The 14,224-nt window shown below is 34.4% G+C and carries 12 protein-coding genes; 3 read left to right on the top strand and 9 right to left on the bottom strand.

All coding sequences use genetic code 11. From position 1 onward, the window contains the following. Window positions 1-21: 21 nt before the first annotated feature. The 8 genes from AAC069_RS00420 to AAC069_RS00385 form a co-directional block, all read right to left on the bottom strand. Window positions 22-954 carry a DMT family transporter gene (locus tag AAC069_RS00420; RefSeq protein WP_339918579.1) on the bottom strand — a complete coding sequence of 311 codons (933 nt, stop codon included), beginning with the start codon at window positions 952-954 and terminating at the stop codon, window positions 22-24. 25 nt (window positions 955-979) lie between these two features. After that, entirely contained in the window at window positions 980-1,561 is a 582-nt protein-coding gene (locus AAC069_RS00415; protein WP_339918578.1) for an NUDIX domain-containing protein, read from the bottom strand. 30 nt (window positions 1,562-1,591) lie between these two features. Beyond that, a complete protein-coding gene (locus AAC069_RS00410) occupies window positions 1,592-2,563 on the bottom strand; it encodes a cellulase family glycosylhydrolase (protein ID WP_339918577.1) in 972 nt (323 codons plus the stop codon). Between the two features lie 160 nt (window positions 2,564-2,723). Then, window positions 2,724-3,995, bottom strand: coding sequence for an adenylosuccinate synthase (locus AAC069_RS00405; protein ID WP_339918576.1), 1,272 nt, complete (start codon window positions 3,993-3,995; stop codon window positions 2,724-2,726). A 62-nt stretch (window positions 3,996-4,057) separates the two neighbouring features. After that, window positions 4,058-4,531 carry a transcriptional repressor gene (locus tag AAC069_RS00400; protein WP_091084457.1) on the bottom strand — a complete coding sequence of 158 codons (474 nt, stop codon included), beginning with the start codon at window positions 4,529-4,531 and terminating at the stop codon, window positions 4,058-4,060. 151 nt (window positions 4,532-4,682) lie between these two features. Beyond that, a complete protein-coding gene (locus tag AAC069_RS00395) occupies window positions 4,683-6,902 on the bottom strand; it encodes a RelA/SpoT family protein (protein ID WP_339918575.1) in 2,220 nt (739 codons plus the stop codon). Window positions 6,903-7,020: 118 nt separating this feature from the next. Next, the gene (locus AAC069_RS00390) at window positions 7,021-8,565 is read right to left on the bottom strand and encodes a serine hydrolase (RefSeq protein ID WP_339918574.1); all 1,545 of its coding nucleotides are present in this window, start codon (window positions 8,563-8,565) and stop codon (window positions 7,021-7,023) included. Window positions 8,566-8,607: 42 nt separating this feature from the next. Continuing rightward, the gene (locus tag AAC069_RS00385) at window positions 8,608-9,393 is read right to left on the bottom strand and encodes an RNA methyltransferase (protein ID WP_339918573.1); all 786 of its coding nucleotides are present in this window, start codon (window positions 9,391-9,393) and stop codon (window positions 8,608-8,610) included. Window positions 9,394-9,604: 211 nt separating this feature from the next. Between AAC069_RS00385 and AAC069_RS00380 the strand changes: the two genes are divergently transcribed. Then, window positions 9,605-10,207 carry a trimeric intracellular cation channel family protein gene (locus AAC069_RS00380; RefSeq protein WP_339918572.1) on the top strand — a complete coding sequence of 201 codons (603 nt, stop codon included), beginning with the start codon at window positions 9,605-9,607 and terminating at the stop codon, window positions 10,205-10,207. A 15-nt stretch (window positions 10,208-10,222) separates the two neighbouring features. On the opposite strand, the gene AAC069_RS00375 is transcribed toward AAC069_RS00380, so the two are convergent. After that, window positions 10,223-12,034 (bottom strand): gliding motility-associated C-terminal domain-containing protein, encoded by a 1,812-nt coding sequence (locus AAC069_RS00375; RefSeq protein WP_339918571.1) that lies wholly within the window; start codon window positions 12,032-12,034, stop codon window positions 10,223-10,225. A 115-nt stretch (window positions 12,035-12,149) separates the two neighbouring features. On the opposite strand from AAC069_RS00375, the gene AAC069_RS00370 reads away from it, so the two are divergent. Both AAC069_RS00370 and AAC069_RS00365 read left to right on the top strand, forming a co-directional pair. Next, entirely contained in the window at window positions 12,150-13,127 is a 978-nt protein-coding gene (locus AAC069_RS00370; protein ID WP_339918570.1) for a GNAT family N-acetyltransferase, read from the top strand. Further along, window positions 13,124-14,224 (top strand): DegT/DnrJ/EryC1/StrS family aminotransferase, encoded by a 1,101-nt coding sequence (locus AAC069_RS00365; protein WP_339918569.1) that lies wholly within the window; start codon window positions 13,124-13,126, stop codon window positions 14,222-14,224. Before AAC069_RS00370 ends, AAC069_RS00365 begins: the two co-directional genes overlap by 4 nt.

Here is a 14,224-nt window from a genome sequence, read left to right as displayed (position 1 = left end):
TTTTAAAAAGTATAATGAAAGCTATTTTATTATACTTTTTTTATGCTTAAAAAGGGTGTAAGAGGAGCTGGTTTTTTTGCGATTAGTAATAAACAAACCCGCGATAACGATTCCCATACTTATGATTTGGCTCAGAACAATATTCTGATTCAGAAAAAAGTAAGCTAAAACTCCGCTAAAGACAGGTATTAAGTAGTAGATTAATGCTGTTTTTTGTGTCCCAATTAGCGTAATGGCTTCGTTCCATAAATAATAGGATACCAGCGAGGCAAAGATCCCAACATAAGTGGTAGCAAAAATTGTAGTGGAGTCAAAAATAACTTTCTTGTAATAAAGGTGTTCCCAAAGGTAGAAAGGTAAAAGGAAAAGAACTCCCAAAACAAAAACACTGAATAGAAATACTTTGGATGGTAATTCCTTTGGTTTCAGCCTGACTAAAATTGTATAACTTGCAAAGAAAAAACAGGCAATCAGCATTATTAAATCACCTATTGCGAACTTTATTTGAAGCAAAGATTGTAAAGATCCTTTGGTAATTAGTATTAGAACGCCTAGTATGATTGTTAGGATGCCAATTATTTGGGTGTTACTTATTTTTTCCTTGAAAGCGATTCGGGATATTGCTACAATAAATAAGGGAATGGAAATGGCTATTAAAGATAGGTTGACGGCTGATGTTGTTTTTCCGGCAAAATAAATCAACGTGTTAAATATGGTAATTCCAAGAACTGCAGTGAGGGCAAGGAAACGAATATTTTTCTTTATTTCTATACGATTTCTAATAGTGCTCTTAATAGCAAAAGGAGCCAAAACCACACAAGCGATTGTCCATCTCCAAAAAGCCAAGCCTACAGGCGGAATATGACCTTTTATCCCGCTTGCAATCACAAAATTTACCGACCAAAGTAGGGTAGCGCATAGTGCGAATAAAACACCTTTTGTCTGGTTATTCATGTACTTAAATTTTAAAGGGAGGGTTTTAAACGAGATTGTTTATTTTAGCATGCTGTAATAGTATAATAGTCTTAGCATCTTTAATTTCGCCAGATGCAATCATAGCATATGCCTCGTCATAAGATATTTCCATAACATCGATATTTTCCTCCTCATGTGCGACGCCACCGCCGTCACTTACCTTCATAGATTCGTCATATTCACCAGTAAATAAGTATAAAATTTCAGTTACAGCACCAGGGGACATGTAGGTTTCCATTACTTTATCAACTTTTGTAATGCGATATCCTGTTTCTTCTTCTGTTTCTCTAATAATACATTGTTCGGGATTATCCTCGTCTAAAAGTCCAGCACAAACCTCAATCATCATTCCTGATTTGTTTTCATTTAGATACGTTGGTAATCGAAATTGTCTTGTAAGAATTACTGTTTTTTGTTTTGAATTATAAAGTAAAATGGCAGATCCGTTTCCACGATTGTACACTTCTCTTTTTTGAGTAATCCAGCTATTATCGTTTTTTTGATAGTCGAAAGTTACTTTATTTAATATGTACCAGTTATCAGAAAGAAGTTCTGTTTGTTTTATTTTTATTTCCGGATTCTTCATTTTTTTATTCGTGCTTTTAATATTGTAAAATTAAGGTTTTCTAGCTCTCAAACTAAGATTTTTAAAGGTAGTCCCCCAGTTATTGTTATTGTTGTCATTTGGTAATCCGGCCTTTGTTAATAAGGCGTCTGTGTCATTCTCATCATTTTTCCAAACCCAAGCACAAACAGATAGACTTCGATTGTAGATAATATCTAAAAATAGTTTAGGATTCATTAAAGCCCCAGCGTTTAAAGGGGCAGTCTCTCCAAAGATAATTGGAAGATTAGCTTTCTTCAAGGCATCTAAGCGATTGTTTATTGTGATTTCATCATCTAATAGCCATTTTTCATAAGCATGGATATCAAATAGAATGTTGGTTTTGTTTTTTAGAAAATCGGCTCCTTTGTTGATAATAATACTTTCATCTTGTCCTTGTTCAGCGCACGGAATTATTAAGATGTTTGTGTTTCCCGTCGCTCGTACTGTAGTGACCAGTTCGCTCATGTCAGACATCCAAACAGTATCTGTGAATCCATCAGCTCTATCAAAACGATATGGTTCATTCCACACTTCAATCCATACATCTTCTTGATCTTTAAATTGTGTAGCCCAAAGTGCTAGTTTTGTTTTGTAATCAGTCCACCACGATGTTTGCGCGGGACTTTTTCCTGTAAACTCTGTTACTTTTTGTCCATTCCAACCAAAAGCACATAGAATGGTAATCCGCTTATTTATTCTATTATCATCAATAATACGCTGCAACGAATATAAATAAGAGCCATTTGAGTCTTGAATTGCGTTACCCGTTACTGGGGTTTCTTTTATGTTTCCAATAAATTCTCTGGCAATATCAATATTCCAAGAATTCATATCAGTGCTTCCAGAACTAAATACGTGAAAGGAATTAGCGCCAATAAGCTGAATGGGATTTGAATTTTGTATAATTTTCGACCCTTCTATTTGGAATTGTTTTGGAGTAACTACTAATTCCTCCTCTTTACAAGATTGCAAAACTATCATTGTAAAAATTAAAAATAAAGAGCGGAATATAGAATAGCTTTTACGATTCAAAAAAGAGAGTGTTAGAAATTAGTTATCGATCTGATCAAGTTTTATTAAATTGTATAAATAGAATAAGGAGAAAAAAAAACGCTCTGAAATTTCAGAGCGTTAGTTAATCTTATTTAGTAATTGTTTGTGTTCTATCTGGCCCTACAGAGACAATTTTGATAGGGACTTCTACTTCTTTTTCAATGAAGTCAATATATTCTTTTAATTCTTTTGGTAATTCATCGTATGTAGTCATACCAGTCAAATCTGCTTTCCAACCTTTAAATTCTTTGTAAACTGGAGTTACATTTTCTGGTTCAATGTTGTAAGGGAAGTGAGCGATGTTTTTACCTTTATAAGTGTACTCTGTACATATTTTTAAAGTTTCAAATCCTGAAAGGACATCACCTTTCATCATCATTAATTGCGTTACACCATTTACTTGAATAGCATATTTTAGCGCTACTAGGTCTAACCATCCACAACGTCTTTGTCTTCCTGTAACAGATCCAAATTCATTTCCTACGCGTGCCATTGTAGTACCGTCTTCGTCAAAAAGTTCTGTTGGAAATGGTCCACTACCTACACGTGTTACGTATGCTTTGAAAATTCCGTATACTTCTTTGATTTTGTTAGGAGCAATTCCTAAACCAGTACAAGCTCCTGCTGCAGTAGTATTAGAAGAAGTTACAAATGGATAGGTTCCAAAGTCTACATCTAGTAATGAACCTTGCGCTCCTTCACATAGTATTGATTTACCTGCTTTTTGAGCTTGGTGTAAATATTCTTCACTATCAATAAAATCAAGTTTTTTCAAATCTTCGATAGATTCAAAAAATTCTTTTTCAAGCTCTTCTAAGTTATATTGAATATTTACATCATAAAATGCGATCATCGCCTCGTGCTTGTCAGCAAGTGCTCTGTATCTTTCTTTGAAGTCTTCTAGTTCGATATCACCAACACGAATTCCGTTTCTACCGGTTTTATCCATGTAAGTTGGTCCAATACCCTTAAGAGTAGAACCAATTTTAGCTTTCCCTTTTGAAGCTTCAGAAGCAGCATCTAGTAAACGGTGAGTTGGTAAAATTAAATGTGCTTTTCTTGAAATGATTAATTTTGATTTAATATCTAAATTAAATTTAGCTAAACCGTCAACTTCACCTTTAAAAACAACTGGGTCGATTACAACACCATTCCCAATAATATTAATGTTATTATCGTGAAAAATTCCAGAAGGAATAGTTCTAAGGACATGTTTTATTCCGTCAAATTCTAAAGTATGTCCAGCATTTGGTCCACCTTGAAAACGAGCAATAATATCGTATTTTGAAGTAAGTACATCAACAATTTTTCCTTTTCCTTCATCTCCCCATTGTAATCCTAGTAATAAATCTACGGTCATTCTGTTTATTATTTGCAGTTAATTATTTATTTGCTGAACCTCTCGCAAGTGATTCGTATTTTTTAAATTTCAGTGTCTGATATTGGTTTTTTCTTGACTCCGTATAGATATAGAGAGTGATTAGTGATTTCAATATCAAATATTTCTTCGATTGTTTTTTTGATGCTTTGTATTCTTGGATCACAAAACTCAATCACTTCTCCAGTATCGGTCATGATAATATGATCATGTTGTTTATCGAAGTATGATTTTTCGTAATGTGCTTGATTTTGACCAAACTGATGCTTGCGAACTAAAGCACAGTCCAGTAATAACTCAATTGTATTATATAAGGTCGCTCTACTGACACGGTAGTTTTTATTTTTCATTTTGATGTAAAGATTCTCGATATCAAAATGCTCTTCACTTTCATAAATTTCTTGAAGGATGGAATAACGTTCAGGAGTTTTTCGGTGCCCTTTTTTTTCAAGATACATTGTAAAAACATTTTTTACAATTTCTTGGTTTTTGTTGTTATCTGTGGAAATGAGTGTCATATCTGGCAAAGATAAATTATTTATTCTAATAGTTTTCAAGTTTAAGGACTTATAAGAGCATAATTTGTGAGTTTTGAAACAAAAAGAACCTAAATGCTGTAGTCCTCAACGAGTCGTGAAAATCGATGATAATGATTTAATCCTTATACTTTTATTTTTTGTAAACACGGGTTACCTTATCGATTCCGTCAATTTTTTTAATATTATCGATTAGTTTATTCAGTAAAGTACTATTCTGTACGACAACAATTAATTGTCCTTTGAATAGTCCTGCATCTCCGTTCAACGATATGCTTTGAATATTGACCTGCATATTATTCGAAATTACTTTAGTCAACTCATTTGTAAGTCCTAAAGTATCCATTCCGGTAATATTTATGATCGCCTTAAATTCTTGTTGTGACGAATCGATCCATTTGGCCTGCATAATACGATACGCATAGTTAGACTGCATCGCAATTGCATTTGGACAATCTTTTTTATGCACTTTAATACCTTCGTTTATCGTGACAAAACCAAAAACTGTGTCTCCTGGAATGGGATTACAGCATGTGGACAGTTTGTAGTCTAATTTATCTTGTTCTTTACCAAACACGAGCATGTCATAATTGCTGCTCAATACTTGTTTGTGGACGTCTGCATCAGCAGTTTGTCCGGAACGTTTAATTTTACTTTTAAAGAAATTTATTAAAGTGTTGCTTTTTTGGGCAGCATAATCTTTAAGTTGCTGATTGTCAATTGAACCCACACCAACTCTGTAAAACAAATCTAAACTGGTTTTTAGTTTGAAAAAATTGACTAATTCATTAATTACGCTCTCACTTAAAGTTATTTTTAGATGCTTTAATTTACGAGTTAGGATTTCTTTTCCGTCTTCAGCAATTTTTTTAGTATTTTCATTTAAGACATTTCGAATCTTATTTTTTGCGCGTGATGTGGTAACGTAATCAAACCAGTTGATAGTTGGTTTTTGATTTTGGGAAGTGATAATTTCGACCTGATCGCCATTTTTTAGTTCATAATTTAGAGGGACTAATTTTCCGTTTACACGGGTTCCACGAGTTTTAATACCTATTTCAGAATGGATGCTAAATGCAAAATCCAGAGAAGTCGCACCCTTTGGCAAAGATTTGATGTCTCCTTTTGGGGTAAAAACATATATTTCTTTTGAATACAGATTCATTTTAAAATCCTCAACAAAATCTACGGCACTAGTTTCTGAGTTTTCTAGTGCTTCTTTAAGTAAGTTCAACCAAACATCCAAACCACCTTCTTCTGTCGCACCATTTTTATATTTGTAATGCGCTGCGTACCCTTTTTCTGCAATCTCGTCCATACGCTCACTGCGTACTTGCACTTCTACCCAGCGCCCTTTAGGTCCCATGACCGTAATGTGCAATGCTTCATATCCGGTAGATTTAGGAGAGGAAATCCAGTCGCGTAAACGACTTGGGCTCGGACGATAATGGTCGGTTACAATGGAATATATTTTCCATGCTAGAAACTTTTCATCGTGCGGATTTGCTTTGTAAACGATCCGAAGTGCAAATTTATCATAGACTTCATCAAAGCTTACATTTTGAGCCAGCATTTTTCTTCTGATAGAATAGATAGATTTTGGACGACCTTTTATAACGTATTCAACTCCTTCAGCATCTAAAGAGCTTTTAATCACGTCAGAGATGTCTTTTATGTAGGCATCTTGTTGTTCTTTTGTCTCTTTAATTTTGCTAACGATATTGTTGTAAACGATAGGTTCAGTGTATTTTAACCCTAAATCTTCTAGTTTTGTTTTGATGTTGTATAATCCTAGGCGATGGGCAAGAGGTGCATATATATATAAAGTCTCAGAGGCAATTTTGACTTGTTTATGGTTTTCCATGGACTCCATAGTTTGCATGTTGTGCAATCTATCGGCTATTTTAATTAGGATAACGCGCACATCGTCATTAAGCGTCAATAACATTTTACGGAAATTTTCGGCCTGCATCGATACGTTCATGTCTTTTTGAACCAACGAAATCTTAGTTAATCCTTCTACAAGTTGCGCCACTTTTGGATTAAAAATCCGTTCAATGTCTTTAACGGTAGTGGGAGTGTCTTCCACAACATCATGTAATAATGCTGCGGCAATAGAAGTGGCACCCAGACCTATTTCTGAGGCAACTATTTTTGCCACGGCAATAGGGTGAAATATATAGGCTTCCCCTGATTTTCTTCGCTGTTCTTTATGGGCTTCTACGGAAACATCAAATGCCTTACGTATCAATTTCTTGTCTTCAGGAGTCAAGGTCTGGTAACTGATGCGCAGTAATTCTTTGTATTCCTGAGCAATTGCTTTGTTCTCTTTTTCTATATCTATTTCTGTCATAGCGGCATGGTTCATTTTCTAAAAATAACTATAAGTTGGCAAATATGCAAGAGATAAATTACTACCTAATATTTAATTTTCCGCTTGATCTTTCAAGGATGTTTTAGAGTTATTTTTTTTAGATTCGAATAAAATCCAAATCTTGAAAATCATAGCTGAAATCTGTTAAATCAGAGATGGGATTCATTTTTAACGTTATGGCTTTTCCTTTTTCATCAAAGCTAAAAAAGAGATGGGCATCAGCATGCAAGTAAGCGTTATTCCATTTTACTACATAGTTTCCTTTTTTATAGAAAAACACCTCTCCGCTAAGCTGAGAAGAACGTTTCGATTCAAAAAACAACTTCCCTTTTTTCTCGCTTATCACGACATCCCCAAACCATTTATCCTGATATGTTCCTGTTATTGAAGCTAGGTCAACTTTTACTTTGTCTTTTTTGTTTTTGGCAACGGTAGCCCACACTTCATCAGTTACTTTATCAGCACTTTCTTCATTGGCTTTAATGCGGTTACTGTATATCGTTACATAGTCTTCTGAATCAATATCTAAATAGCTGTCTTTTATGGTGTTTGTAATTGCGTTAAATGCAGCACCTGATTGTTGGTTTGTCAATACAATAATCCCTAACTGTAATTCAGGAATATAAGTAGTTTGTGTTACAATTCCTTCAAGTCCACCAGTATGTGTTACTTGTTTGTATCCTTTTACATCACTTAAAAACCAACCTAGTCCATAACCATTAAAATGTGTATTGTAGGGAGCTCTAGTTTTAGTTGGAATTATAGTTTGCAACTGCCACATTTCATCATGTTCTTTTTGGGAGAATAACTGCTTGTTGTCAGGGCCATATTTTCCATTATTCATTTGCATAATTGCCCATTTACTCAAATCGTTCACACTGGAATAAATTCCCGCGGCTGCATCAAAAAGCTGGTTTTGGTAGCGTTTAATTACTTTCAACTTTCCATTTATAGGTACGTGAGGGGCAATGATATTAGTAGAATCTTTTAAGCGAACAAATGAAGCTGCGCTATGATTCATTTCGAGTGGTGCCATAATACGTTCTTCAACAAAATTACACCAGCTTTTTCCACTAACTACATGAATGACTTCTCCTGCTACAATGTACAAAAGATTGTCATAATCATATTTAGTTCTAAAAGCCGAAACAGGCTTCAAGTATTGTAAGTTTTGAATAATATCAGTAGCTGTAAAGTTACTTCCGTCAGGCCAAATCATTAAATCTCCTGCTCCAAGTCCAAGTCCGCTTCTGTGTGTCAATAAATCACGAATGGTGAATTCCTGAGTTACGTAATCATTATACATCCTAAAGTTAGGAAGGTATTTTATGACTTTATCATCCCATTTTATTTTTCCTTCATCCACTAATATGGCTAGTGATGCGCTTGTAAAAGCTTTACTGTTAGAAGCAATACCAAATAAAGTATTGGCATCCACTTTTTCTTTTGTATCGATGGATTTTACCCCATACCCTTTAGCAAGAACTACTTTTCCGTCTTTTATAATTGCTACCGCAATTCCAGGGACATTAAATGCAGTTAAGGTTTTGTTCACTAGTGCATCCACTTGCGGCTCGGTTATTTGTCCGAAGGAAAGTGTTGTTGTGATTAATGTTATTAGAGCGAATAATTTGTTTTTCATATTCTTATTTGTTTATTTAATTCTGGAATCAAAAATGTAATTTTAAAATCCTCTTTGCCTTTTGGCTTCAAAAATCAATATTGCTGCAGCAACTGAAACGTTCATACTATCAATTTCTCCCTGCATTGGGATTATAATATTTTGAGTAGCGGCATCACGCCATTCTTGCGTTAAGCCTGTTGCTTCCGTACCTACAACTAGCGCTGTTGGTTTAGTGTAATCTTGGGTATGATATGAAGTTGAGTTTTGCAAAGTAGCACAATAGAAATTGATTTTTTTCTCTTTTAGAAAAGCAATAATTTCTGCTGTTGTTCCTGTTGCAATTTGGTTTGTAAACAAGCAGCCTACACTGGAGCGAACAATATTTGGGCTGTATAGATCACTTTTTGGATTGGCAATAATAACGGCATCAAGATTAGCTGCGTCTGCAGTTCGTAATAAAGCACCAATGTTCCCAGGCTTCTCAGGTGCTTCGGCAACAAGAATTAAAGGACTGTCGGATAATTTTAAATCCGACAGCTGTTGTGATTTTGTTTTGGCTATAGCCAAAACACCCTCAGTAGTATCACGATAAGCTAGTTTTTGAAATACATCTTTATTGATTTCAATTAGCTCAGGAGTATTTGATATTTTCTTAGCTTCAATTTCAGTACAAATTTCAGGATAAAATAAGATGGTTTCTATTTCATAACCTCCTTTTAGCGCCAAGGAAATTTCGCGTTTTCCTTCTATTAAGAAAGTGCCTGTTTGTTTGCGGTTTTTAGCTTTTTCTTGCAATAATACCAAAGATTTTATGAATGGATTTTGAATTGAAGTGATTTGTTTCAAGATATTCTAAAATTTAATTATTATTTAGGAAACAAAGATACGTAGAGAACAGGCAGTTTTAAAAATTTGAAACAGAATATTTGTTGACCCCAAAAGAGATTCCGCAGATATGTTTCTCAGAACTACTTTACGCCATTATTTTTTTTTAATTTTGCGGCAATTGTTTTTAATAACAAGAATACGATTTGCTCAATTTAAACTCATAAGAATCATGTTTCATTTATTGGATATTATAGGAACAATTGCTTTTGCCTTGTCGGGAGCGTTGACTGCTATGAGTAAAAAGCTTGATCTTTTTGGCGTTTTTATTATTGCCTTTGTAACGGCAGTAGGAGGAGGAACCTTGCGGGATGTTATGATTGGTAGAACGCCTGTGGGCTGGATGCTTAATTTAGAGTATGTATATGTGATATGTGCTGCTTTTGTCTTAGCTCTAATATTCAGAAAAAAGTTCGAGAGACTGCGTACGTCATTATTTCTGTTTGATACTATTGGACTTGGAGTTTTTACATTGATTGGTATAGAAAAAGGAATTAGTGTTGGTCTGCATCCTGTAGTTTGTGTTGCTTTAGGGACTATGACCGCTTGTTTTGGAGGAGTTATACGAGATATTTTATGTGCTGAGATTCCAGTAATTTTCAGGAAAGAAATTTATGCCACTATATGTATCTTGGGCGGAATTGTATTTTTTATGCTGAAAAAATTCAATTTAGATAGTGATATTTTATATCTGATAACCTCACTGGTAATTATTCTAGTTCGTTTAATGGCGGTGAAATTTAAATGGTATTTACCCACTTTAGAAAAGAATTAGTCCGTCAATTAGCAACTAATGAGATAAATATAAGAAGCCGACCAGCGGAATAGGGTAGTCTGGATCGTTTAACTCGATAATGTAATAGTAAGTTCCGTCAGGGCATCTTTGGTTATCGAGCAGTATTCCTTTGCTAGCGTAACCATCCCAGTCACTAGTATTGTTATTTCCTTCCCACAATAATGCACCCCAGCGGTTGTATATCGATATTTTAAAATTCAAGAAAATATCACGAATGCCTTTATTCACAAAGGTATCATTGCGATTGTCATTATTGGGTGAGATAAAGTTGTGTACAGTGGGAGCACAATTCTTAGTGTTTAATTGAAAAGAAGTAATGCTAAAACAGTACTCATTTTGGACTCTAATGTATATAGTAGTAACCGCTTTATTGGTCTTGAAGTTGTAAGTATTCTGTATTGCAGTGGCTCCATTTTCTACACCAAGCGTTGCGTCTTCTAGCGAAGTATAAAAACTAACGGTGTCTTCTGTCTTTACTTTTACTAAGTCGTCATAATTTGAAAAGTTATAAAAACCAATTCCTAACCCTTGATTACAAGATTCCATGTCAGCTACGATATTGATTTTTGGAGAAATCCTCAAAGAAATATTTTGAATAACGCTTGAATTATTTTCCTCGTTCAGTTCTGTTACGACTCCGATTCGGCTTCCGTTATCATCGACAGAAAATTCCAAATTAAAAGGACTTTGAATATTGTTGGGTATATCTAAGGTGATTTTGTTGTTTTCGACTCCATCAATAGGGATACTATTTTGGGTCTTTGTGGTGCCCGTCAATATTCCATTTGTATATATGGCGATTGGAGTTGCGATAGGAATAATAGCGGTACTATTAGTGTTATAAACACTATAGTCAATAGTGATTTTTCTAGAGTCACAGGCTAAGTCAATGTTGTTGATACGCAGTGTTGCATCCGGTAATTGACTGTTCAATTTGGTAACGATGGCATTGATCATCACAAAATCTTGACCTGACGTAAGCTGGATTTTTGCCGAATTATCTCCAATGTTAATGTTGTTTTGAATGTTGTATACATCTAAATCCATATTGTAAAGCGAAGTAGAGCCTGTGAAACTATTGGTCCCGTTAAATGCGTTATCTACTGGGTTCAGTGGTAAATTACTGATTGGATTTCCGTTCACTCGCAGCGTTTCATTAACACTGATTGATCGGTCTCCTTCCCAGGCAACAAAGCCTATTCTTGCATCTTGATTGTCAATAACATTCAAACTGTTTAACGTAATGTTTATTTCATTTGGAACATACTGTAATCCATCATATATAGTAAGTTGATTTAAGGGTAGATTAGCATTTTTATACACTAGGACAATTGCCCAACCTCCAAAATTGGTTCCATTCCAGCAATAATAATCGATTACGTCCCTTAAATCTAATTCACTTAAATTATAAACACCACTTCCTGTATTTTTAACTTGTGCTGTTATATCAGTAAAAGCACTGAAAAAAGGAAGCCCAGATGAGCTTTGAGTAACTTGAAAGGTTCTTTGAGCAGTAATATGTTGGTCGTTTAATTTTACTTCAAAATCACCAAATCCAGAGCCAGCCCAATAGAGATAGGCGCTTTCTATTTCATCACCGGGATTTAAGGTCAGTATTGCTGATGAGCTGGTATTAATTTCGCAAGGTCTCCCGGTACCATTTTCAAAGGTATTTAACGTGTTTCCAAAAAACACAAAATCATATCTCCCATTATATTGATTGTAGAGCGAGATATCCTGTCCATGCACGCAAGATGATAGAATAAGAATTAAAGTATAAAAACAATAACGTAATTTTTGCGTCATATAAAAGTAATGTAACGGATCTAAATTTAGTGATTTATTTTTACAAATCTAATTCTATAAATAGTGAGATATTTGCCGAATAATTGTTTAATTTCCCAATGTTTAAAAATCGACTTTGAAAAAACACATAATAAAACAATACGAATCTAAATATTTCGACGAATGGAATGCTTTTATAAGCAAGGCTAAAAATGCTAGCTTTCTGTTTCATCGCGATTTCATTGAATATCATTCAGATAGATTTCAAGATTATTCATTACTGATTTTTCAGGAGAAGAAACTAATTGCTGTATTGCCTGCAAACCGAGTTGAAACTACTGTTTATTCTCATCAAGGTTTGACTTATGGAGGATTGGTTTATGGAGAGCAAACGAAATTAGCATCGGTAATCGCTATTTTTTCAGCCATTTTATTGTTTTTAAACCAAAAGGGGATTGAGGAACTGCATATAAAAACAGTCCCGTCGATCTACCATACTAAACCTTCTGAAGAAATTCAGTACGCTTTGTTTTTGGCTGAAGCCAAATTAACCCAAAGAGATACGTTAGCAGTAATAGATTTATTACAAGAGAATACAGTAGCAAAAGGCAGAAAAAGTAGTCTTAAAAAAGCAATGCAAAATGATCTGGTGATTAAAGAAGAAAGTGATTTTGAACAGTTTTGGAATAATATTTTGATTCCAAATTTATCAGGAAGGCACAATGCTGAACCTGTTCATTCATTGGAAGAAATAGCACGTTTGAAAGAATTGTTTCCAGATAGTATTTTGCAGTTCAATGTCTATCATAATGATACAATTGTTGCAGGAGCAACCATTTTTGAAAGTGGAGCCGTTGCGCATTGTCAATATATTTCTAAATTTGAAACAAATCAGACGCTGAGTAGTTTGGAATTTTTATTCGATTTCTTAATCCATAAACGATTTGCAAAAAAGCGATTTTTTGATTTTGGAAGCTCTAATAAAAACCAAGGAAAAAAACTGAATGTGGGCTTGGTCTATTGGAAAGAAAGCTTTGGCGCCAGCACTATAGTTCACGATTTCTATGAAGTGGAAACGGCTAATTATTATAAATTAGATCAGGCTGCGATATGATACCATTTTTAGATTTAAAAAAAATAAATGCCTCATACGAAATTGCTTTTCAAGTAAAAATGAAAACGGTTTTAGAAAATGGTTGGTATATTCTAGGAGAAGAAGTCAAAGCTTTTGAAAGCAATTTCGCTAGTTACTGTAGCGCTAAATATTGCATCGGAGTAGGAAATGGTTTTGACGCCTTAACACTGATTTTTAAAGGCTACATTCTATTAGGAAAATTACAAAAGGGCGATGAGGTCATTGTTCCTGCTAATACTTATATTGCTACTATTCTGGCTATTCTAGAAGCCGATTTAATTCCGGTTTTGGTCGAGCCAAAGTTGGAAACTTACAACCTAAACCCCGATTTAATTTCTGAGAAAATTACTTTAAAAACGAAAGCTGTTCTTGCGGTTCACTTGTATGGACAATTGGCGGAAATGGAAGCAATAAACACAATTGCTGCTAAACATAACTTACTGGTAGTAGAAGATGCAGCTCAGTCTCATGGTGCAATTAGCAATCAAAAAACAACAGTCGAAAATCAAAAATCAAGCGTAGCGTACAGCTTTTATCCTGGAAAAAATCTAGGAGCATTAGGTGACGGAGGTGCGATAGTTACAAATGATTCAGCTTTAGCCAAAATAATATTTTCTCTTCGCAATTATGGTTCAGAAACCAAGTACTACAATGATTATCCAGGTGTAAATTCTAGATTAGATGAGTTACAAGCCGCTTTTTTAAATGTTAAATTACCACATTTAGATATCGAAAATGAACAACGCAGAAGGATTGCGAGAAGGTATTTGGCAGAAATTAAGAACAATAAAGTAGTGCTACCCAAATGGGATTCTTCAAATAATCATGTTTTCCATTTGTTTGTAATTCGAACAGAAAACAGAGCGGAATTACAAAAGTATTTACATGAAAATGGAATACAGACCTTGATTCATTATCCGGTTCCTCCGCATAAGCAAAAAGCGCTCTCTGATTATAATGCGCTGTCTTTTCCTATTACCGAAAAAATACATGAAACGGTATTGAGTTTACCTATAAGTCCTGTTTTGACCGCTGAAGAAGTGACTTTAATAATAGCAATTTTAAATAAATATTGA

Origin of the sequence: uncultured Flavobacterium sp. (assembly GCF_963974175.1) — a bacterium.
GTDB lineage: Bacteria > Bacteroidota > Bacteroidia > Flavobacteriales > Flavobacteriaceae > Flavobacterium.
This window is presented reverse-complemented; position numbering and strand designations above follow the sequence as displayed.